Annotated in this window: 24 protein-coding genes and 1 pseudogene; 6 read left to right on the forward strand and 19 right to left on the reverse strand. The window is 29.4% G+C overall.

Annotated features, from left to right (window positions below; genetic code table 11):
* Nucleotides 1-8 precede the first annotated feature (8 nt).
* The 7 genes from CLAU_RS01325 to CLAU_RS01360 all read right to left on the reverse strand — a co-directional run bounded on the left by CLAU_RS01325 (nt 9) and on the right by CLAU_RS01360 (nt 7395).
* A complete protein-coding gene (locus CLAU_RS01325; RefSeq protein WP_023161748.1) occupies nt 9-1082 on the reverse strand; it encodes a DUF917 domain-containing protein in 1074 nt (357 codons plus the stop codon).
* Nucleotides 1083-1104: 22 nt separating this feature from the next.
* Complete coding sequence (locus CLAU_RS01330; RefSeq protein ID WP_023161749.1) at nt 1105-2703, reverse strand: OPT/YSL family transporter; 1599 nt, start codon at nt 2701-2703, stop codon at nt 1105-1107.
* 183 nt (nt 2704-2886) lie between these two features.
* Nucleotides 2887-4515, reverse strand: a complete 1629-nt coding sequence (locus tag CLAU_RS01335) for a PucR family transcriptional regulator (RefSeq protein ID WP_023161750.1) — start codon at nt 4513-4515, stop codon at nt 2887-2889.
* A 33-nt stretch (nt 4516-4548) separates the two neighbouring features.
* The gene (locus CLAU_RS01340; RefSeq protein WP_023161751.1) at nt 4549-5487 is read right to left on the reverse strand and encodes a magnesium transporter CorA family protein; all 939 of its coding nucleotides are present in this window, start codon (nt 5485-5487) and stop codon (nt 4549-4551) included.
* 255 nt (nt 5488-5742) lie between these two features.
* Nucleotides 5743-6288 (reverse strand): 5-formyltetrahydrofolate cyclo-ligase, encoded by a 546-nt coding sequence (locus tag CLAU_RS01350; protein ID WP_023161752.1) that lies wholly within the window; start codon nt 6286-6288, stop codon nt 5743-5745.
* Nucleotides 6281-7201, reverse strand: coding sequence for an HPr(Ser) kinase/phosphatase (gene hprK, locus CLAU_RS01355; protein ID WP_023161753.1), 921 nt, complete (start codon nt 7199-7201; stop codon nt 6281-6283). Before hprK ends, CLAU_RS01350 begins: the two co-directional genes overlap by 8 nt.
* A gap of 11 nt (nt 7202-7212) precedes the next feature.
* Nucleotides 7213-7395, reverse strand: coding sequence for a DUF896 domain-containing protein (locus CLAU_RS01360; RefSeq protein WP_023161754.1), 183 nt, complete (start codon nt 7393-7395; stop codon nt 7213-7215).
* Nucleotides 7396-7752: 357 nt separating this feature from the next.
* Between CLAU_RS01360 and CLAU_RS19840 the strand changes: the two genes are divergently transcribed.
* Together CLAU_RS19840 and rocF are read left to right on the forward strand one after the other, a co-directional pair.
* Nucleotides 7753-7917, forward strand: coding sequence for an aspartyl-phosphate phosphatase Spo0E family protein (locus tag CLAU_RS19840; RefSeq protein ID WP_023161755.1), 165 nt, complete (start codon nt 7753-7755; stop codon nt 7915-7917).
* 219 nt (nt 7918-8136) lie between these two features.
* Nucleotides 8137-9036 carry an arginase gene (gene rocF, locus CLAU_RS01365; RefSeq protein ID WP_023161756.1) on the forward strand — a complete coding sequence of 300 codons (900 nt, stop codon included), beginning with the start codon at nt 8137-8139 and terminating at the stop codon, nt 9034-9036.
* A gap of 26 nt (nt 9037-9062) precedes the next feature.
* Here the strand turns inward: rocF and CLAU_RS01370 are convergent, their stop codons facing one another.
* On the reverse strand, nt 9063-10232 hold the full coding sequence (locus CLAU_RS01370; protein WP_029169955.1) for an FprA family A-type flavoprotein: 1170 nt from the start codon (nt 10230-10232) through the stop codon (nt 9063-9065).
* A gap of 167 nt (nt 10233-10399) precedes the next feature.
* The gene (helD, locus tag CLAU_RS01375; RefSeq protein ID WP_023161758.1) at nt 10400-12697 is read right to left on the reverse strand and encodes an RNA polymerase recycling motor HelD; all 2298 of its coding nucleotides are present in this window, start codon (nt 12695-12697) and stop codon (nt 10400-10402) included.
* Between the two features lie 201 nt (nt 12698-12898).
* Between helD and def the strand changes: the two genes are divergently transcribed.
* Complete coding sequence (def, locus tag CLAU_RS01380; protein WP_023161759.1) at nt 12899-13369, forward strand: peptide deformylase; 471 nt, start codon at nt 12899-12901, stop codon at nt 13367-13369.
* Between the two features lie 26 nt (nt 13370-13395).
* Here the strand turns inward: def and CLAU_RS21300 are convergent, their stop codons facing one another.
* Complete coding sequence (locus CLAU_RS21300; RefSeq protein WP_023161760.1) at nt 13396-13527, reverse strand: ABC transporter ATP-binding protein; 132 nt, start codon at nt 13525-13527, stop codon at nt 13396-13398.
* A gap of 300 nt (nt 13528-13827) precedes the next feature.
* On the opposite strand from CLAU_RS21300, the pseudogene CLAU_RS20210 reads away from it, so the two are divergent.
* Together CLAU_RS20210 and CLAU_RS20675 are read left to right on the forward strand one after the other, a co-directional pair.
* Nucleotides 13828-13908 (forward strand): annotated as a pseudogene (locus tag CLAU_RS20210) (DUF2087 domain-containing protein); the annotation flags it as partial.
* 43 nt (nt 13909-13951) lie between these two features.
* Complete coding sequence (locus tag CLAU_RS20675) at nt 13952-14125, forward strand: hypothetical protein (protein ID WP_013238847.1); 174 nt, start codon at nt 13952-13954, stop codon at nt 14123-14125.
* Between the two features lie 106 nt (nt 14126-14231).
* Here the strand turns inward: CLAU_RS20675 and CLAU_RS01385 are convergent, their stop codons facing one another.
* From CLAU_RS01385 to CLAU_RS01415, 7 genes are all read right to left on the reverse strand, one after another.
* Entirely contained in the window at nt 14232-14633 is a 402-nt protein-coding gene (locus CLAU_RS01385) for a response regulator (RefSeq protein WP_242825727.1), read from the reverse strand.
* A gap of 50 nt (nt 14634-14683) precedes the next feature.
* Complete coding sequence (locus CLAU_RS01390; RefSeq protein WP_023161761.1) at nt 14684-14992, reverse strand: hypothetical protein; 309 nt, start codon at nt 14990-14992, stop codon at nt 14684-14686.
* A gap of 25 nt (nt 14993-15017) precedes the next feature.
* Nucleotides 15018-16730: a B12-binding domain-containing radical SAM protein gene (locus CLAU_RS01395; RefSeq protein ID WP_029169956.1), complete on the reverse strand. Its 1713-nt coding sequence runs from the start codon at nt 16728-16730 to the stop codon at nt 15018-15020.
* A 30-nt stretch (nt 16731-16760) separates the two neighbouring features.
* A complete protein-coding gene (locus CLAU_RS01400; RefSeq protein ID WP_087877521.1) occupies nt 16761-17288 on the reverse strand; it encodes a hypothetical protein in 528 nt (175 codons plus the stop codon).
* Between the two features lie 91 nt (nt 17289-17379).
* Nucleotides 17380-18084, reverse strand: a complete 705-nt coding sequence (locus tag CLAU_RS01405) for a zinc dependent phospholipase C family protein (protein ID WP_023161764.1) — start codon at nt 18082-18084, stop codon at nt 17380-17382.
* Nucleotides 18085-18124: 40 nt separating this feature from the next.
* Complete coding sequence (locus CLAU_RS01410; protein ID WP_023161765.1) at nt 18125-19432, reverse strand: PQQ-dependent sugar dehydrogenase family protein; 1308 nt, start codon at nt 19430-19432, stop codon at nt 18125-18127.
* A 120-nt stretch (nt 19433-19552) separates the two neighbouring features.
* The gene (locus CLAU_RS01415; protein ID WP_023161766.1) at nt 19553-20116 is read right to left on the reverse strand and encodes a ferritin family protein; all 564 of its coding nucleotides are present in this window, start codon (nt 20114-20116) and stop codon (nt 19553-19555) included.
* 161 nt (nt 20117-20277) lie between these two features.
* On the opposite strand from CLAU_RS01415, the gene spoVB reads away from it, so the two are divergent.
* Entirely contained in the window at nt 20278-21615 is a 1338-nt protein-coding gene (spoVB, locus tag CLAU_RS01420; protein WP_013238855.1) for a stage V sporulation protein B, read from the forward strand.
* A gap of 100 nt (nt 21616-21715) precedes the next feature.
* Here spoVB and ribH read toward each other — a convergent pair whose 3' ends face one another.
* Entirely contained in the window at nt 21716-22177 is a 462-nt protein-coding gene (gene ribH, locus CLAU_RS01425) for a 6,7-dimethyl-8-ribityllumazine synthase (protein ID WP_013238856.1), read from the reverse strand.
* Nucleotides 22178-22198: 21 nt separating this feature from the next.
* Nucleotides 22199-23404, reverse strand: a complete 1206-nt coding sequence (locus CLAU_RS01430) for a bifunctional 3,4-dihydroxy-2-butanone-4-phosphate synthase/GTP cyclohydrolase II (RefSeq protein ID WP_013238857.1) — start codon at nt 23402-23404, stop codon at nt 22199-22201.
* Nucleotides 23405-23522 lie beyond the last annotated feature (118 nt).

Here is a 23522-nt window from a genome sequence, read left to right on the forward strand (position 1 = left end):
AATACAAACTATATGTAATTTAAAATATCTTTATTTATAATTTTTCCTGCTTGTTCAAGTAGACTTTTATCCTTCATTCCACTTCCAAGCTTTAAATTTTTCTTACTTGTCTTCATAATTTTAACAACCTGATTTTGTTTAATTTCAGCACTAGTTACAGGCATTCCAGTTATACTATCAAAAGTCATTATAAGATCCGGAAAAGTTGCAAGTCTCTCACCATTTTTCTCAAGAGTCATGTATTCATTCCAAAATGTAATTTCATAATCTTTAACTTTAACTACCCCAACGTCAAATCCACCTGTAGTATTCAAGATAATCTCATCCACTTTTCCTTCTATAACTACTTCTCCTTTTAAAAATTCTGCAGCACTCTCTGGAGCACTTTCTACATTTTGCTTTAAACCTTTATAAAATACCCTACCAGTTTCAATAGCATGAGATACTCCGTCTAATGCTCCATTCTTTTTTACATAACCTGCTGTTACAGAATTTCTAGCTACACAAACAAGACCTCCTGCAAATACAGAAGCTTGCCTTACCATACCAGAAGCATTTCCTATAGATCCTCTGATAAATGTTTCTAAATACTTATTTATTTCAGGATTCCCCCCCACTGCAGCCTGACAGGAAACATATCCTTCCACATTATTTAAATTCATACTTCCCATAACACCTGTAGGATGAGCTCTTCCATTACAAGGTGCATCAATAAAAGGTATATCTAAAGCAACAGCTTCTGTCCACCCATTCATGGTAGAAGCGCCGCCATTTTCATTTGTTATTATTCCGCCTATTTTTATACCTGTATTTTCCTCAAATAATTTAATAGTTCTTATATGATATTCTGGCAGTACATATTGAAGACTAGCAGCAGGAGCTCCAACTGCTGAAGCTGTAATTATAATTGTATCTTCAGGAATGTCATTTATATCAATCAATTCGAGATTGCCATATTTTAAAGCTGCCTTTCCTGACTCCATTCCTAATTTTCTAGAACCTCCTCCGCCGCCTCCTAGTATGCATCCTCCAAAAACAGCATAATTTAAAATTTCTTCATCAATTTTTATCTTCCTAGCCACAATAAATACCCCCTTTTAAGCTTTATTTACCTACTTTAAAAATAGATCCAAAGAAACTAAACAGTGCATCACCTGCAATTACACCACCTGCAAAAATACTCATAGGTGTTTCTGCTTCTTTTCCTTTTATTTTTATACAAACAACTCTAATTAGGATTCCCACTAAAACAGCCCAGCAAGCATTAGGTGATGTAATGAGAAGACCTGTTGCAAATAATACACCAAGCTGACGACTTGAACCACCAATAAACTGAAGTATAATTCCTGGAATCATCCATATGAGAAGTTGTTTTGCAACTTCCGCAGAAGCACCAGCTTTAATTGTGGAAATATACACTTTATCTATTGGAGGAACAAGGCTTTGACCAAAATAGCTCCTGTAACTTATAAATACAATTATCATTGCAATTGCAAAGGCAACTATAGCTGCAATATATTGATGTTTTCTTCCTTCCAATTCAAATTTATCATCTTTATCATTTCCTCGAAGTATATAACCTGATTTAAGGTCATATCCCATATCTGCAAATGCAGGACCTGTAGCTGCACTAAATCCTGCAAGTAGTGCAAGTGCTATAGGTGGAAATCCAATAAGCATTCCAACTATTAATGTAATAAAAGCAATAGCAAAAGCAGGAAACCATCCAGAGTGCATTGCTGCAATACCTACAAGTAACTCATGAACGAAAGCTGCTACTGCTGCATATAAAACGAAGCCAATAAGCATTCCTGTAGACATTTTTGTAATAAGTCCACAGACAATGGCAATACCAGATGCAATAAACACATAAATTGCATATCCAAGAAGCAAAGTTCTTTTTACCCTACCTGTAGAACGCGTATATTTTACATCCGCACCTTTATTTTCAAGCTTGGTTTCTTTCTGTTTGATGAAAATCACCTTAAATATTTGACAAATAGCAACAAATCCTGCACCTATCATGATACCATGTGGTATATAAAGTTTATTTACATTTATTCCAAATAAACTCATTGAGTATTGATTAATTAAAAGCCCCACTCCAAACATAAATAGAGCCCATATATTACCTATAAATGCAATACCAAAAGCGGACATTGGAATATGTAAGAAAGATCCAATTACACCAACTGTAGTTCCTATACCTAAAATACCTGCCCTTTTGCCACCTTTATCCCCTGCCAAAATTGACTGAGCTGTAGCAACTCCAGGAGGCCATGCCCCAGTTCCTGGAAAAATTTCAGAATCAAATACATTATATAAGATAGTGGCATCAACGATCATAGCAAAACTAACTCCTATAAGCATTGGTAATACCAGATCACTTCTTCCAATTAAAAATGGAATTCCAATTGGTATCATCAAACTATTTGCTGCTCCAAAGGTAGCAGAAGATATAGACGTTTGAACAATATTTTGTCTATGTATAGATCTAAATTTCTGCAATATACTTAAAGGTATTCTTGATATAAGCATTGCAATGAGTGCACCTATTATAGAAGTATTGGGAGTAACTCCTAGTGTAGTTATAAGTTGCATACCTATTATGGCTCCAAGTACAGCACAAAAAATATTAACTATAAATGCAACGGGTTCAAACATAGAAGGATGACTTTTTTCATTTTCTAACTCATTCATCATAATCATATTTCTCCTTTCATTTTTAGTATTAAATAGTATAATATGAATTATAAATATTTTTCAGAAAATATGATATACTGCAATTTCATAAAATAAAAGTTGTATGTTTATGACTAATCATAAGCATACAACTTTTATTTACATATCTACTATTTTGAATGAATTAATAATTTCAAAATCAAATTAAAATGATGAATTGTTGTAATTTATCATTTTGTAAAGTTTTATTCCCATTTGCAGAGCAAAAATTCCTTCAGAATTGTGTAGAGAATATCCCGTTAAATCCTCTATTTTGCTTAACCTATATCTCAATGTTTCAGGGTGAATATGTAATTCTTTAGAAACTACTTTTTTATTCATATTAAATTTAAAATATGTATTTAATGTTTTTACAAGTTCACTTTTGTTTTCACTATCATATTTTTTAATACTTCCTAATGTCTTATTACAATATTCTGAAGTTTGCATATTTTCCTTTAATGTATATAATAATTTTATAGTATCTAAAGAATCATAATAGAGTGTCTCTTTCTCTTTATTGAATAAAGAAGTTATATAACATTCATTGTACATTTTAGGTATATCTTTTATATTATCATATATTTTGGATGCTGAAAAAGACGCACTTACACTCTTATCATATTTATTAAGAAATATACATACTTTATCTACTATATCCTTTAAGTTAACATCTCCATCCATAGGAAAAAATATAAATATCTTATTTGCATCTTCTGTAATAAAAAAACCTTGTCCATTAAAAATTCTTCCAATTAAACTACAAATTTGTTCAATAAGCTTCTGACTCTTCGTATAAATGTCTATACAAATACCAATAAAGCTTTTTTTATTATTCCATTTGTAATTGTTTCTTATATTTAAATAAAACTTGTCTGGCAAAGACTTACTGTTTAAAATTATATTAGTTATAACCTTATTTAAGTTAACTGCATTTAATGGTTCATTTTTTTCTTTTTCTAATTTTAATTCCAAAATTCTTTTACCATTTTCAATAACATCCGTATATAAACTTTTATATAGTAACTCACTTATAACATACATGTATCCAATTATGTCATCTTTACAGCTCAATTTGTACATATATATTTTATAATCACCATATTCATTGACATAAGGCTCATTTAAAAATAATTCGATGTTATGAAATAACTTATTCCCTTCAAATATTTTTTTACATACATTTTTATGGCCACTAATTATATTTTTACAAATTACATTTGAGATGGTATCCATAATTATTATACTAAAATTTGTTAATTTTGATAAAGCATTTACAGTATCAGGCACATTTTTATTTTCAAGTATGAGTCTTAAAAGTTTATCATGCATTTTTTGTGATTCATAAATATAACTATTTTTTTTATACATTAGTGCATTATAAAAACTTGTAAGTGCCTTAGTATATATAAAATTATAAGGCAGCATTATAAGAGGTACCCCATATTCATTTGCCTGATCTATCATTCTCTGTGGTATATAGTTTATATATCTTTTTTCCTTAATAGCAATTGCAGAAACATTTTGTTTAGATGCCCTGTATATAACATTTTCTAAAGCACCTTTATCATCTTTAAATGCATAACCTGTACTGAGCAGAAATTCTCCTCCTTCTAACCATTCTATTCCCTCAGGAGTTTCAAGTATAGTAATGTGTTTGCACTCATTTTGAAGTTTCATTTTCCCCGCTATAACCTTACTGCCCTTGAATATAGGTATTTTCAATACTTCCCTTACTGATAAACTAGTTCTTAAATTTACTTTATCTATATCCAACTTTGACTCATCTTTCATTAGTATTCATCTCCTATACCTTATAAATTTAGATTAGAACCACTTTTTCCTCTTAAATATACATATAAGAATGACTGCCACAAGAAACATAATTATTACTACATAATGGCATCCATTTTCTATCTCCATAAATGGTATCCCTTTTAGATTCATACCATAGATACTACTTATTAAATCTAATGGTAAAAATATACTAGCTATTACGGTAAAAACTTTCATAACTTCATTGGTTTTATTTGCAGTTTCAGATTCAAAAGCTTCCCTCACTAAAGCCAGATCTTGAACTAAACTTTCAACAGAAAACATAAGTTTTTCTATTTTTCTATTTAAATTGCTAAAGTATTCTAAGGTGTCTTTTTCTATTACCAGATTGTCATTCATAACCAAACTATCTCCTATGTATATAAGTGGATTTAAATATTTTCTTATTTTATAAACCTGTCTTCTCAAGGTTATCAAACTATCTATCTGATCATGTGTTGGATTTTTTAAAACATCTATTTCAATTTTATCTGCTTTAACCTCTAGTGCGGATATTATATCATAGTTTTTTATAACTATTCTGTCTAAAATATAGTAAAGTAATATAGATGCTCTCGAATTATCCTTTAGTAAAAAGCAATTTTTGGAGTCATCCATGTCTTGTATTAGATCATCTAATATATCAATCTTATCTTTGTATACAGTTATTATATAATTTCTACTTAAAAATACATTCAATTCTCTAGGAATTACTATTTCTTCTACATAATTGAGTACATTAAGTATTATAAAGAGATACCCATTGAAAAAGTTTATTTTTGATACTTGTGAAAAACTTTTACATTCCTCTATACTATCTCTATCTATGTCTACAAAATCCTTTAATTTTTCAATTTCATCTGCATGAAGTAATATCCAATAATGCCTGCTTATAAAATCAATTTCTTCCGTAACTTCTTGAAAACCATTATCTATATCAAGTATTTTCATAAAAACACCACCAATGTAAACATAAAAATAAGTTCATTCTTATTAGTGTGTTAATTTTAATTAGAAATAATTCATTACTTGGCAGATGTAATTTTATGACAAAAGCTATAGTATAAACAGAGTTCTTGACATCAGATTTAAACAAAATAAAAAAAGTATTGTCCATGAACCCTCTCAGCAATATAAAGGATGCAATACTTTTAATATCTATATATAAATATTTTAAATAGATAATATAATAAAATTGTAAGTATTTTAATCAGAAATGATACCATCTATAAACATATCATGTTCTTCCATGGGTACTTCATCTAGTACCTGAAACCTATATGCAAGGGCAATTTTTTTGGAATCCTCTCTAAGCTTTTTAAAAAACCTATCATAATATCCTCCTCCATATCCAACTCTCCCACCTCTTTTATCAAAGGCTACTCCTGGAATATAACACAAATCTATAGAGGATTCTTTTACTTCAAATTTTGTATCTTCTGGTTCCAATATGCCATACGCCCCACTTTTTAATTCATTAAAATCGTGTATTCTAACTGCAACCATTCCATCCTCTTTGGATATAACTTTAGGGACACAAATATTTTTTCCCTGCTCAAGTGCCTTTTTTATAATTCTATGAGTGTCCACTTCACTTCCATAACTTACAAATATAAATATACTGTTAGCCTTATTATATTCTTCACTTTTTATAACCTTTTGAAGTACGCTGTTGTCCAATTTTTCTTTTTGTAAATTAGATAATTTATTTCTCTCTTCTTTCATTTTCTTTCTTATAATACTCTTATCCATTCTTCTTCCTCGCCACCTCATTTATTCTTTCACTTATTACATCTACAGGAGTTACATTTGATATAAGACTGTATCTATAATTTGCTGCAGCGGCCTCTATTATGACTGCCAGGTTTCTTCCTGGTCTAATTGGAATTTTTAATTTTCTTACAGGTACATTTAATATATTTAAATACTCCTTGTCTATTCCAAGTCTATCATAATTTTCATCTTCTTTCCACTGCTCCAGATATATTATCATGTTAATATCCTTTGCCTTAAGTACAGAACTCAATCCATAAAGGGCAGGTATATCAATTATCCCCATTCCTCTAACTTCTATCATTCCTGAAGTAATATATGGCGATGTTCCATGAAGTACCCCATCTATTTGCTTTATATCTACTGCATCATCTGCTACTAAACGGTGTCCCCTTTTTATAAGTTCAAGTGCAGTCTCACTTTTTCCTATACCACTTTCTCCAGTTATAAGTATTCCAATACCATAAACATCTACAAGCACGCCATGTATCCTTGTTTCAGGTGCTAATTTATCATCTAAATAATTCATAACTTTATTTATAAACCTTGTAGATATACTATCAGTTCTTAGTATCCACCTTTTATTGAAGATAGCACTCTCTAAGAACTCCTTATGAGGTACTAAATTTCTAGTTATTATAGTACATGGATTGTCAAACTCAAAATATTTTCCAAGCCTTTTTTTTCTAAGTTCAGGCTGCATGGCATCTAAAAAACTCCATTCCGCCTTACCTACTATCTGGACTCTCTCATTAGCATAATAATTATAAAACCCACTAAATTGAAGTCCAGGTCTATTTATATCGCTTTCCTTTATTTCGTTTATATTTTCTCCTCTATTTATAACTTCCAAATTTAAATCATTTATAATATCTACTACTGTTACTGGCATTTTCTCACCTCTTAATTGAGTTCATCTTCATCAGATTTTGGTTGTATAGCTCCAAGTTGAGCTTTTAAATTTTTCTTTATATTGTTTATATACTTCTCTCTAAGCCTTCTCTGTTCCTCTTTTTCATCTTCTGTAAGTTGTGAAGTTTTACTCTTTTTATAAAGAAAATTTATTCTTTCAGTTAATTTGTCCATTTTATAGCTGCAGCTCCTAACTTTATGATTTATGCATTTATTCAATTTTATTTTCCACAAATTACTCCACATTGTCAACTATTTTTATAATAGTTAAGATAGTAATTTTATAAATATGATAAAAACTTTTAGACATTATTTTGATTTGTAAAATTTATCCATGCTGATTCATATCAGTATATGCAGACATTTTTTTCTTTTTTCCACATTTTCTCCACAGAATAATCCACACCTTATCTACAGAAGTTATGTTTATTTTTGTAATATACTGCAAATTGGTGACTAATAAAAGATATGGTTATTTTCTTATTATCTGGTAAAATATAAGAGTACAAAGTTTCTTGTGGAGGAATGATAATGAATGATAATTTGAGAATTTTAGATGTTGAAATAAACAATCTAAAGGAAACTTTATATCTATTAATGAAAACTAGTAGTCTTACGGATGAAATTGTTGTAAAGTGTAGTGAAAAATTGGACAGGCTAATTCTACAATACCAAAAGGAAAATAAATTTAGTTAATTTATTTTAGCTGAATTTTATTTTTTCTTTCTATTTTTTCTTTTCAAATTTATTCTTCTCAATAGACTTAAAATCATTACATTCATTTGAATTTTAAGGTATAGATATTTGAACCATATATGTAAAATTAAAATAGAATAATGCTTAAAATAAATTCTAAAAATAACATTGAACTTAAATTTGCATTTTACCAAAAGTTAAATTAGGGAGGTAACTTAAATGGACGTTAGTGTAATAGGTGTACCTATCTTTTTTGGTTCTGACAGAAAAGGTACAGAATACGGTCCTAAAAAATTAAGGCAAAAAAAATTAATATACACTTTAAATAAAAGTGGTCATACAATTTATGATACGGGAGATATCCCCGTTTTAGATATACCTGAGAGCGAAAAATACACATATAATTCTCATATGAAATATTTAAAACCTATACTAAATGCAAACAAAAATCTAGCTCATCAGGTTTACAGTTCACTATGTGCCCATAGTTTTCCTTTAACTATAGGCGGTGATCATTCTATAGGACTTGGAAGTCTTTCAGGTACAAGCAAATATAACAAAAATATTGGAGTTGTATGGTTAGATGCTCACGGCGATATAAATACAGACAAGACTTCTCCATCAGGTAATGTGCATGGAATGCCCCTTTCAGCTGCTATGGGCTTTGGATATGATAAGCTTTCTGATCTTTATTATAAAGGTCCTAAAGTAAAACCGCAAAATGTATTTATACTAGGTGCCAGGTCATTAGATAAAGGAGAACTGGATTTTTTAAAAGAACAAAATATAAACATATACTCAACTCGTGATATACATGCAATGAGCATAAAAAATGTAATGGAAGAGATTGGTTCAAGGCTAAAAAGAAACGGCGTACAATCTCTTCATTTTAGTTTCGACATAGATGTTTTAAGCCCTCAATTAGTTCCTGGAACAGGCACTCCAGTAAAAAAAGGCATAAACATTATAGAAGTTAAGTATATATTGAAATATTTAATGGAAACTGGTCTAGTAAAATCCATGGATATGGTAGAATTAAATCCTAAGTTAGATGAGAATGATAAAACTTCTGATTTATGCATAGATTTGCTTTCCTGGACTTTTCAGCATTTAAAATAAGAAAGGGACATATGCCCTTCCTTATTTTAAAGCAAATTTAAAAATTCATTTATAAACTCATTTGCTTCTTTTAGCTTTTCCTCATTAGGTACAAATTTGAATCTAAAGCCACTAGCTACCTTAAATTTCAATGACTTTAATCTCTCTGTGAGCATAGGCACACCTTCACCACTCCATCCATAAGAACCAAATGCACCAGCTGCCTTTCCTCTATTTGTTATAGCACATACAAGTGAGAGCATATCCCATGCAGGTTTCACTGCATCCTGGTTTATAGTAGGTGAGCCCACTAATATACCTGAAGCTCCTTCAATGAGAGAAATAGCCTCTTCCATAGGAATAGAAGTTATTTCATGTGCTTCTGCCTTTATTCCTCTTGAATTAATTACATTTTCTATATATTTAGCAACTTTTTCTGTATTTCCATAAGCTGATATATAAAATATTTGAACATTTTTTTCTTTAGATTCTGTAAGAGCCCACTTTCTATAGGATTCAATAGATTTCTTTATATCATCTATATGAACAGGTCCATGGCTTGGGCCTACCATATCAAAATCTAAATTCTTAATTTTATCAAGGCCCATAAGTACAAATTTTTTAAATGGTCCCATTATTACATCAAAATAATATTTCATCTCATGATCATAATCATCTGAATTATCAGTAATTGAGCTTTTAGGGCAATAGTGACATCCTAAAAAATCACAGGTAAATAATACTTTTCTATTTTGTATATAAGTAAACATCGTATCAGGCCAGTGTAAATTTGGTGACTTTATAAATTGCAAATTAGTTTTTCCAAGACTCAATTCATTTGGGGCTTCCATGCTCTTAAATTCTTTATTTGTTATATCCTTTAAATACATCAAGGCTGCTTTAGTACCTACTACAACAGCTTCAGGATATAAGTCAATGAGTTTTGCAAGTGATCCACTATGATCAAGTTCTGTATGCTGTACTATTATGTAGTCAATATTTCTTTTACCTATTATACCTTTTATATTTGATATATATTTTTCAAAAAAAACACCTTTATCCTTTACAGTATCTATTACTGCTACTTTTTCATCATCAATTAAATAAGAATTATAAGTACTTCCTTCTTTAGTATTCATTATTATGTCAAAGATTTTTAGTTCAGGATCTTTTACACCAATCCAATAAATATTTTCTTTTAATTTTACATTTTCCATAGTCATTCACCATCCTATTTTTTTAATATGAATACATTTATATTTTATCTAACTATTGATATTTTATCACATAATTTGAAAAATGTAAAACTAAATATTTGGTAATAATAATTATTTTTTAATTTTAACTTATACATAACGTTGTATTAACAAAATTCAAATTGTACCTAAACATTCTTAATGAGTTTAGACTTTTTACCTGAATAAAATATATATTCCATATGAAGTGCCCTTGTAAGAACTACATATAATATCTTTCTATCAAGTTCATTTTCACCATAATTTTCTTCGCTGCAATTATAAATTACACTGCAGTCAAACTCTAATCCCTTTGTCATATAAGATGGAATTATTATGTTTTCAAAATTTAAATTATTGTCATTTTCCCTTACCAGACTCCAACTATAAGAACTGTACTTTTTTAAATACTCTCTGATTTTCTTACACTGATCATAGGTTTTACCTATAACAGCTATGCTTTTCTTGCCTGCAGTGTACACTTCCTCTACAATCCTATCTAAAGCATCACCAAATTCTCTATTGTTTTTAAATTCTATTACTTGTGGTACTTTGCCATGTCTAAGCACTGGTACTGCAGGTTTTAGATTGTTTTTCTGAAGCTTAAGAATCTTATTTGCAAATTTTATTATTTCCATTGTAGAACGATAACTGTGTTCAAGTTGAGTATATTTTGCATTAGAATCAAATACATCTTCTATTAAATCTTTCCAATTAGTTATTCCCTTATAATAGTATATACCCTGTCCTAAATCTCCGACTATAGTCATGGAATCATTTATGCTAATTTCTTTTAAAATGGTCATCTGAAAAGCACTATAATCCTGCGCCTCATCCACTACAATGTGCTTATATTTAAACTTTTTAGAAACTCCTTCTATTTTAAATTTCAAGTAGCAAAGAGGAGCCAAATCATCACCATCTATTACTTTTTTTTCTCTATTTTCCTTTACTTCCTCTTTTATATTATTCCATATGTTCTTCGAAATATTTCCCTTTATAATTCTATCAAATACTTCTTTGTCATTTAAAAACTCTTCATAAAGATTTTCTGTATCAATTTCACTCCATCTATTAAAATAACATTCAAAAGCCTGTATTGCCCTATTTTTAGTGTCTTTCTTCTTTTTATCTCTTTCATCGTATACACTTGTGAGTGTCTTTCTCCTATCTGGACCATCCTCCATACTTTTCTTTAGTCTTGCAATCATATATTCATAATAAAAATCTATTTTGTCCATTATTTTATTTATCTTATCATCTATCTTCAGCAGAAAATACCTCTTTATCTCATGCTTCCTATTATTTATAGGCAGATGTTTCATATCACTTGAATACAATCTACATATTTCTTCTTTATTGAACAGAATATAATTATCTATCTTTATATCATCAATATTTACATCTCTTTCTTCTATATATTCTATATACCTATCAATTAAATTTTTATATAAAATGCTTCCCCTAACGCGACTGGATTCAAGTGTGTTTTCTACACCACTGTATTTTTTACTTTCTATTATGCTGGACAGCTTTTTATCTTTGGTATAAACTTTGCTTTTTAAATTCAACATCTGGCAGCACATTTTTTCAAAGGTTACCTGTTTGACTTTTTCTATGCCTAAATTTGGAAGTACATCTGAAATATAATTTAAAAACAATTTATTAGGGGCTACAACTACAATATCTTCCCCTTGAATTTTACCTTTATATCTATAAAGTAGGTAGGCAAGCCTATGAAGTGCTACTGTAGTTTTTCCAGAACCTGCAGATCCTTGAACTATAAGTGAAATATTTTTTTCAGTTCTTATTATATTGTTTTGCTCCTTTTGTATGGTAGCAACTACATCCTTAAGTTTGCTATTTGCACTTTGTTCCAAATTTATTTTTAAAAATTCATCTACTAGGACATTTTCATTTTCATCTGCAGACTGGAGTATTATTTCATTTATTCCTTCATCAAAAGCATCCTTTAATTTTCCATCTTCAATCAAGAATTTTCTCTTTAAATTAAGTTCTCCATTTATTATACCTTGAGGAGATCTATAAAAAGTTTCTCCTGAAACTCCACTATAATAAAGATCTGCTAGAGGAGCCCTCCAGTCAATTACCTTTTCATCGCCCTTTTCCATATCTCCCAGTCCAAATTTTCCTATATAGAAAGTCTCTTCTTCTCCCTTGTATTCTCTAAAATCTACTCTTCCAAAATAAGGCTTATTCTTACTTTCCATATATTTTTCAAGATTCTTATGAGTTATATTATATAGCTTTTCTTTTGTTTCTAATTCTTCATTATATTTGCCTCTAGATTGTTTTCTAAGTCCATCTATAATTATTTTTAACTTTTCATCTTCCGAATTTACGTTTTTAATCTGAATATCTATCCAATTCAAGGTTTCTTCTAAATGTTCTTTTTCATTTTCCATATTCATAACACTTATAGCCATATCTCTTCCCTCCCATATACTATAGAAGTCTATAGTTTTTACAATAAATATACAAGTACAAAAGTAAATTTTATATTTAATAACACCGTATGTCAAGATAGGAAGACCTTACTTCACGTATTATCCAAAAATTTCCTTTATTGATTGTTTAAGCAAATACCTGTATAATTTAAATATACTTACTTAGAGGAGGTAATACATTTGGCCGTAAAAGAAATATTGAAGTTTGGTGATAAATTACTTAGAAAAGTCAGCAGAAAAGTGAAAAATATAGATGAAGAAACTTTAGGTATTGTACAAGATTTGAAGGATACTTTATATGCTAGTTCTGGAGTTGGATTATCTGCTCCACAGATAGGTATTCTTAAGAGAATAATATTTATTGATTTGAGAAAAGAAAATACCAATCCTGTAATCTTAATAAACCCTAAAATATTAAAAAAAATAGGTAGAAATGAAGGTCCAGAAGGCTGCCTAAGTTATAATGGTCATGAGGGCATTGTAGTTAGACCTAAAAAAATAATTGTAGTAGGTGAAGATATAAATGGAAATGAGGTTAGATACAATGCAGAAGGACTATTTGCCAGGGCTTTTTGTCATGAGATAGATCATTTAGATGGTGTTTTATATACAGATAAGGCAAAGAAAGTATACAAAGTAGATGAGTTCTAATTGCACTAATTACATCAGCCAAAAATCTAAATTCTTTTGAAACTCGTACCATTTGCTCCTAAAAGTCCCCAAATCCCTGAAGTAAATTCGAGATTTATATTACAGGCAGCATTTAAATCTTTAAACTCCTTAGAAACATTATAAACAACTAATTTCATATATTTTTCCTCCTTAATTAAGGTAATAAAGAATCCTTATGACTATATGCTATAGCATTCTTTAACAAGTTGTTAAACACCAACGTAAATCTTCATATTAGGAGGCAGATTTATATCAAATTTTAAGTTTTTATCACGAAGCATAGAATATATTTCTTCAGTCAACTGTTCTAAGAAAAAATCTGCATCTAATAAACTTTTATTTAAAGGAATTTCCTGAAGATTAAATCGAGTAAATACATAAGTACGCAGATTTTTCTGTGTTGTTATAAAAAGCATACCATTTAATTTGAAGAATATGCAATTATTAGAAGAGCCTTAATAGAATACCGATTTTTTCAACGCTCAAATGATTGTAGTATTTACTTGATAAAAGAATAATTACACTTTTACTCGGTAAAAATAATCTATGAGGTGATAAAACATGTCTCATATAAAACAAGAAATTAATAAAAATGGAAACATGCAAAATGGAAAAGAGATAAATTTAGGAGCTTCAGATATAGTAAATGGTGCTGGACCTCAATATACTATTAAAGAAGTTGAAATGGAATCACAAATTGAAGAGGTATTAGAAGAAAGCAAAAAACACAGCTAACAACTGTGTTTTTTGCTGGTTTTTGCTTGAATAATTGCCCCCCTTTGATGTCACCTTTTCGCATATACAAATCACCTCCAAAAACACTGCAAAAAACAGAAAAAAGCTAAAATATAATAATTCCATCTAAGATTAAACCTTTATAATATATAGTGCTATCTTCCTTTGCATCTTCTCCATACTCCTTGTATCGTCTAAACTGAGCTTTAACTCTTGCCATAACTTCCAGAGGATTAAGAGTTTTAGTAATATAGTCATCTGCACCATAAGTAAGACCTATTATTTTATCTTGATCTGCTGTTTTAGCAATGAGCATTATTATAGGATATTTGTATTTTGTGCGTATATTTTTACAAATATTAAGCCCACTTGTATCTGGCAGCATTAAATCCAAAATAACTAAGTCTGGTTCTCTATTTTCAAGAATTTCAAAAGCTTCTTTACCATTTTCTGCTTTCCATGCTTCAAAAGATTCACCTTTTAAATATATCTCGAATATCTTCATCATCTTCCACAATCAAAATTTTCTCCATTTAATTCCTCCATGGCATTCTATATTTAAAGGTATTTTACAGAAACCCCTTTACTTCCAAATCTTTCTCCTATAAAAGGTAATTTGGCTTTTTGATATATAAGTACCTCATCATCTTTTATTTCCAGACCTTTTTCTATAAATACATTTATTTCTTTATAACTATAACTGTTAAATATCTTTTCATTTGCTTTAAAATCTTTTATAAATTCTACAGTTATTTCTCTTACATCCATAGAGAAACATCCTCCTGGTGCAGAAATAGTCCTTACTACAAAATCCCCTTCTTTTTCCCTTGCATAACTTAGGGCTTTATCTTCAATAGTTATATTCACAGTACCGACCCCTTTTTAAATATATTTATTCGTGAAATAAATATATCTCTTTATCATTTTCAATATCAAATATTACATACCCCTCTTTTTTCTCCAATACCGAATCATTTAAAAGTCTTTCTATATTTATAAAAAACTTTTCTATATGATATTTTTTTGATACCTCTATAAATCCATCCTCAATTTTAGCTTTTATAGTTTTTTCTTCTTCCTTATTTTTTTCTCTCATTAAAAAATCTGGGAGCCATTTTTTCTTATTAAATTTCAAGTAATCATACTTTATTATCTCTTCTAATTCAATATTTTTTTCATTTAAACACTCATTTTCAAATTCTATAAATACCTTATAGTAATCTGAGGAAGATATATTTTTATTTAAATATCCTTTATTATAAAAAAACTTTCCAAGTTCATAGTAAAAATCAAAAGCTGTTTTAAATTTAGGTACAAAATAATTTAGTATATTTTTAAATTTACCAGAATTATAGTATTTATCAAAGACCTCCTCTATTCTCTTCAATATAACAATTTCATCATAGCTTATACTATCTGTCTTTAATATCTCATAAGGAGCATAGGGTGAATACACCATTCCCCATTTTGAGACTTCTTCTATCATAGATGAGCCTTTCAATAACTTTAAAAATCCAAGTTGAAGAGCCTCTGGTTTTATAGAATATACATCATTAAAAGATTTTTTAAAGGACTCAAAATCTTCTCCAGGAAGTCCTGCTATTAAATCAAGATGCTGATTGATGTTGTGATACTTTTGAACCTTCTTCACCCTGTCATATATATAATTAAATTTAACATATCTATTTATATTATTTAACACAGTATCATTTGTAGTTTGTACCCCTACTTCAAGTTGAATTCTTCCTTTAGGGGCTGTATTAAGAAGTTTTATTTCTTCATCTTTTAAAACATCTGCAGAAATCTCAAAGTGAAATGTAACATCTGTATCTGCATTTATTACAAATTTCCAAATTTCCATAGCAAATTCATAATTACAATTAAAAGTCCTATCTACAAATTTTATTAGCTTTATGTCCTTGTCCATTAAAAATTTAAGTTCTTTTTTTACTCTCTCTATATTCAAAAACCTTACTTCAAAACTCGCAGAAGAAAGGCAGTATTTACATTTAAAGGGACATCCTCTGCTAGCTTCATAATACACAATTTTATTTTTCAAATTATCTTCTTTTGTATAGGGAAATACTATCTTGTTCATATCCATTGGTTCTCTTTGTTCATTTAGAATTACATTTTCATTTTGTTTGAAGCAAAGACCCTTTATATCTCTCAATTCTAGAAAAAACTCTTTATTATTAACTTTTCCTGAAGTATCAAAATATTTTTTCCTGAGTTTTACAAATTGATAGTAGGTTTCTTCTCCTTCACCTACTATTACATACTCCCCTGGCACACTTTTCAAAAAGCTATCACTATCATAAGACACCTCAGGTCCCCCATACAAAATTTCCACTTTAGGATTTATAAGTTTAATGAGTACCGCTAAAGATTTTATGTATTCTATATTCCATATGTAACAGGAGAAAGCCACTACATCTGGTTTCTCCCCTATAATTTCCTCTAATACTTTTTCCCTTCTATCATTTATAGTAAATTCCTTTATAGTACAATTATAATTGAGTTTTTGTGTATAAGCCTTTAAATACCTCACTGCTAAATTGCTGTGAATAAATTTTGAATTAAGTGCTGCTAATAGTACCTTCATATTATGAGTCTCCCGTCTTTTTTAGTTGTCCTAGCTTTTACAAACCAAGTTCTTCTTTTCAGCCTTTATATAATAAAGTCCGTCAGAATTTCTACATTCTAAAATTTTAAAATAATTATCTAGTAGTCGTAGGGTACTTTCCTTAGAATTATCTTTTAAAATGTTAAAATCCCTTATTTTTATTTTTCTCAGTTTTCCTTCAGGTATTAATATCTTTATATCTGCATAAAAAATCTTTCCATACCCTTTATCAATATCCCATATATGGATAGTCCCATTTTTTGCTAAATGGTTGTATATATCTTTTATAAAATTTTTCTTTTTAAATTTTACCCATAATTTATTAAAGGAAAATAATAATATACAATTATCATAATAATCTTCTTTTATATTTTTGCCTTCTTCTTTCCCACTTACATATTCCACATTTACATTATCATTAAATTCCTTATATATATTATAAATTATACCTTGATTGTCCATGCCTATATCCAAAAGATTTCCTTTGAATATTTCCTTTTCCATATTTATAAATATATCCTTACTCAATTTAATCACTATCCTTTACCAACATATATAAACAGAGTTAAATCCTTATTATATATGTTCTGTAAAAGTAGGAAAAAACCCTCCATTTTATGGAAAAATATTAAAGTTTTTTTAGTTCTCTATAGTATTTAATCATAAAGCCTGCTGTGGTTCTCTCTGCTTCCTTTATAATAGTTGCAGCTACTTTAGAATATCTTTCATCTCTAGATTGTATATTTATATTCTTCATATATATGCTATTGGCCATTATTGCATTGTTTTTTACAAAATCTTCCACTTTATCATATACTATAGCACCCTCTTCAGCTACAAAAGAATAATCTGTCATAAGCCTTCCTATTATCCACAGCTCAAATCTTCTATGGCTACTCAAAAGTTTGTTATTTACGTGATGAGGGACTGTTACATCTTGAATAAGGTGGCAGGATGCACCAAAATAAAATAGAGCTCTTTCCACTTCTTTATTCTTTAGAAATTGTATTGACTTATCATAATATTTCTCACATTCTGTAAGTGCATCCGAAAATCCATATAACCCTTTTCCTTTACTCACATGGTAGAAATGATTTGAACTTTTAAAGTCCTGATCTGCCCATGTAACTCCTGCATTTAACCTTTTAACATGTTTTCTAAAAAACTCATACTCTTCCATATAATTATCATTTTTTAATATTTCAATAGCACGTATGATTATAAACTTGTGAACAGTACAATTAGTTTTCATAATTTTTTTCTTAAGTGGGTTAACTGCGAAAAATATTTTTCTTACAGCACTTCCATAGGTTTTTTCAATTTCTTGTTTCATCTAACTACAATCTCCTCTTTAATTTAAATATACACTTAAATCAACGTCCTTGAACTTTTAAAATTAATATTATTCCAAGTACTGTTGTCATAAGTATGTATGGATAAATATTTTTATTTATTTCTGAAACTTTTTTAATCTTACCTCTTTTTATACTATATAAATAACCTTCTTTACCGTCAAGTAATAATAAAGATTTATCATATATTTTTATACTTGAAATTTTAGTTCTTTCACTAAATTTAACTTTTTCCTCCGGTAAGCCTGTTTCTCGAAAGCTATATACTATATTATCAATTTTATCATAAAAAAATATACAATTTCTATCGTTTAAGTCACCTTTTGAATCCACTGCAAGAGTTCCAATACTGCTTACTGTTTTATGCTGATATATAGGAGCTTGTGGATTTGTCGTAGGGTGATTGTCCAGTATAAATTGCAGTGGAGAATTTTTCACACTTTTAAACTTAGGTGAAGTAACTGGATCTCCCCCACTATAATCTGGCCATCCATACCAGCTTCCCTTTTTTATTTCATATATATAATCTGTATCCCCAATAACAGGTCTGCTACCTCTGTTTTCCATTCCCCCTACAGCACATATTAATTTGCTGCTGTCTGTAAAACCCATTCCTGTAACATCCCTTATTCCCCAAGCAAAAGTATCACTTGTCCCACTTTCCAAATTATATATTACAATACAAGCATTTCCTGGGAAATGTGCTGGAACTATTTGACCTTTTATACTTTTAGTATTATAACTTTGAAAAGCACCTGTCTTACTCTTTCCAAAATTTATTCCCCTAAGAGTTATATTCTCTGGGCTCATATCATGGGCATAAAGATTGCCATTTACCCACTTATTATCATCTCCTACTACACCTGAATTAGTAGCAGAACCTATGGAAATATATAAGCATGCATTGCTTACTTTTACTAAACTGTCCTTATAATCACCATAATTAGGCAATCCCTTTATTAAAATTGTATTTTTACCTTCATTCATATTATAGCAATATATACTATCTCCTGAAGAATAATATAGATTGCCTTTATAATAGTCCATGCTGTGAATATTCAAATTTGAATTCTTCAATATGTCATAACTTTTCCCGTTATCTTTTATAATCTGTATCCTATTACTATATGCTATGTAATAATTTTGTTTTTCGTCTTTTGTAAAGTCAACTGCACCTTTTAATCTGGAATACTTTAAATCATAACTTAGAGTATTGTCCTTCATTTGAACTTCAACTTTATAATGAGTTTTAGAAAAATAATTTACAATTACAAAAGTTAATACAAATACAACTGTAATTGTAAATAAAATTTTTATAATTTTTTTCATATACACTACTCTCCTCAAAATTATAGATTCTAGAATATATATATTAAAAAAGAACCCTGCATATGAATAACTAAATGCAGAGTTCTTTTAATTTTAATATATGGCTTATGAATTTTTAGCTTATTTTTTATCTGTAAGCTGTATATGTATTTTTTCTACATATGCTAGCACATTAAATACATCTCTAATTTTATTATCTTCCATACGGTTAGCATACTTTTCATAGTATTCCACTGCATGTTTTTCCCTTTTACATGCCATTTCAAGCAATTTATCATTACCTGCGTATTTAGAGTAATCTAATTTTTTGAGATTAGGTTCAGAAGTAAATCCCCCTATTTTCTTGTGAACTGAAGCATGCATATACTCTATTCTGGAAAGCGCTTTAAACATATCTTTTATTTTTGAATCCTCAGCTAATTTTGAAGCTTCTTTATAAAAATCTCCATTAAATACTTCCAGCTTAAATGCATTATTCACTATTTTTAAATGCCATTCATCCAAGTTGTGTGCTGAAGTTTTAATTTTATGTTCATCTTCAACTAAATATTTTACAGGAGCTCCACAAAAAGGGCAGAACATTATGTTTCCTGAAGTGTTTTTTCTAAGAAAAGCCTCCTTATTGAAAAAATAATTTTTATCATCTATAGCCATACCACAGATGCTACAAATTAATTTGTTCATCAAAAACAATCCTTTCTATCATAAATTTTCCGATAACTTTACAATTTAAGTTTAGTATATCACAAAATGCCTAATAGAAACTTTTATGAGTAAAAAGAATATACTTCAAATCCTTATCATAATTATTAATATTAATTCTAATTTTAATTACGGGAGTTTTTATGAAAAGAGACAGGTTTTTAAAAAATTCACTTATTTTAATTTGTTCAAATTTAATTACTTCTATATTTGCATTTATATTTCCCATAATATTATCTAGAGAACTCGGGGCTGAAGGAATAGGTCTCTATGGACTAATAATGCCTATATACGATTTGTTCATATGCCTTATATCGGGAGGTATGGTAGCAGCCATTTCCAAAATAGCTGCCGTATATTTTAGCAAAGATGATTTTAATAACTTAAATAATTCCATAGATGCATCTCTAACTTTTAATTCACTCTTTGCTTTACTTATAGTCTGTACCGTCTTTATAAATGCTCCTTACATAGGTACTAAAATAGTAGATGACACTAGATCGGTACATGCCCTGCAGGTTATGTGCCCAGCTATGTTTTTTATAGGATTATCCTCTATACTAAAAGGTTATTTTTATGGGATATCTCAGGTTAAAATACCTGCAATTATAGATATATCAGAAAAATTTCTTAGAATTGTAATAATAATTAGTATAATTACTGTATTTTCCTTGAAAGATGTTGGTTCCACCGTTACTGCAGCTTATACAACCCTTGCCATAGGAGAGTTTATAAGTTTCATCTTACTTTACATAATGTATAAAACTAGAAGGAGAAAATTTAGATCTAGTTCTTCAAATCCCGAGGAAAAACTTCAACTTTTATTCAATATACTGGTACTATCTTTTCCCCTTTGTTTAAATGGATTTTTATCTACTGCACTTGGTGCTGTCTCTACACTTATAACTCCAAGAAGGCTTGTAGCATCTGGTATAGAATACAACTTAGCCCTAGCTATGATAGGTAAATTTGACGGCATGGCTTTAAATATAATATTTTTCCCAATTACAATTATAAATTCCATATCAATGGTTCTCATTCCAGATTTATCAGAAAAGATGAGCCGTAGGAATTACTGGTCTATAGAAAAAAGGATTCATCAAATTATAAAAATATCTTTATTTTTAGGTATCTGTACCATGGTAATTTGCCTTTTCACTGGAGATTACTTAGGACAATTATTTTATAACAGAAATGACCTGGGAAATTATATAAAATTTGCTTCACTAGCTGCTCCTGTTACCTTTGTCTCCTTTTCTACTTTTGGTATTTTAAATGGCATTGGCAAACAAAATATACTATTAAAAAACTCTTTGATTTCTGCCATTTTAGAAGTCATATTAATATACATACTTGCAGGCATATCATGGATAAATATATATAGTACCGCAATAAGTTTAATAATAACTTCATCTACCACTTTAATTTTAAATATAAGAGAAATAAAAAGAAGCAGCAGAAGCTGCTGTCATATTCTATAATCAATTCACAATTTTGGTACATTTTCTGTGGTAACAGAAAATCATCCTTAATTGTGAATTGTACATCATTCATTGTAAATTGATTTAGCGTTTATTATATTTAAAACTGTTTCATTAAATTTGCCATTTCTATAGCTGACATAGCTCCATCATATCCTTTATTTCCACCTTTAGTTCCTGCTCTTTCTACAGCTTGCTCTATATTATCTGTGGTAAGAACACTAAATATTACTGGCATACCGCTTTCAAGGGAAACACTTGCTACTCCCTTTGACACTTCATTTGATACATAATCAAAATGAGGTGTTTGTCCTCTTATTACTGCTCCCAGACAAATAACTGCATCATACTTTTTAGAAAAAGCCATTTTCTTTGAAACCATTGGTATTTCAAAGGCTCCTGGAACCCAGGCTACCTCAATGTCTTCTTCTTGTGCTCCATGTCTTTTTAAACAATCTAAAGCACCCTCTAACAATTTCGTGCCTATAAATTCATTAAATCTTGCAATTACAATTCCAAATTTTAAACCTTCTGCAACTAATTTTCCTTCATACATCTTCATAAATAATCCTCTTTTCTATTTTTATTTATATAATTTTAATAAATGTCCCATCTTTTCTCGTTTAGTTTTCATATACCTCTTACTTTCCTGTGAACAATCTACTTCAATAGGTACTCTCTCTACTATTTCCAATCCATAATCTGAAAGTCCCTCAATTTTCTTTGGATTATTCGTAAGAAGTTTTATTTTTTTAATACCTATATCTTCAAGTATTTGTGCTCCTATCCCATAATCACGCATGTCTGCTGGAAATCCCAATGCTAAATTTGCCTCTACTGTGTCCATTCCATTTTCTTGAAGCTTATAAGCTTTTATCTTATTTAAAATTCCTATGCCTCTTCCTTCTTGACTCATATATAAAAGTACACCTTTGCCTTCTTTTTCTATCTGTTTAAGTGCAGATTGAAGCTGCTGTCCACAATCGCACCTAAGTGAGTGAAAAACATCTCCCGTAAGGCACTCTGAATGTACTCTTACAAGGACAGGTTCTTTTTCAAAATTATCTCCCTTTACAAGACACACATGCTCATCACCATTTAATATATTTTTATAACCTATAATTTTAAATTTTCCAAATCTAGTTGGAAGATTAGCAGAAGCCACTCTTTTAACTAATTTCTCTGTTTTTTTTCTATAGGCTATTAAGTCCACTATGGTAACAATTTTTAAATTATGTTCTTTAGCAAACTCCATCAAGTCATCTCTTCTTGCCATAGTTCCATCATCTTTTATTATTTCACATATTGCTGCTGCACCTTTAAATCCTGCAAGCTTAGCTAGATCAACTGAAGCTTCCGTATGACCAGTTCTGTCAAACACTCCATTTTCCTTAGCTATAAGCGGAAATATGTGTCCTGGTCTTCTGAAGTCATCTTTAGAATTTGAAGCAGCTATCATATTTATGGTATGTGCCCTTTCAAAAGCTGATATTCCCGTTGTAGTATCTTTATAGTCAACAGTTACAGTAAATGCTGTTTCATGATTGTCTGTATTGTGCTGAACCATAGGATTTAATCCAAGCTTTACTGCTATTCCTTCTTCAATTGGTGCACACAAGAGACCTTTTGCATATTTGATCATAAAATTAATATTTTCTCCAGTTGCCTTTTCTGCAGGTATAACTAAATCACCTTCATTTTCTCTTCCTTCATCATCTACAATTATGATCATTTTCCCTTGTTTAAGATCTTTTATTGCATCTTCTATAGTATCAAATTTAAAATTCATGATTTTTATCTCCCTTCAAAAATAAACGTTTAGGCATCTAAAAGAAAATGCCTTATTGCATCAATGAATCTTACTTAGTGGGAAAAGCAGATATTCCAAATCTTTGATTTGCTGATAG

Origin of the sequence: Clostridium autoethanogenum DSM 10061, from assembly GCF_001484725.1 — a bacterium.
In the GTDB taxonomy this organism is placed as follows: Bacteria; Bacillota; Clostridia; order Clostridiales; family Clostridiaceae; genus Clostridium_B; species Clostridium_B ljungdahlii.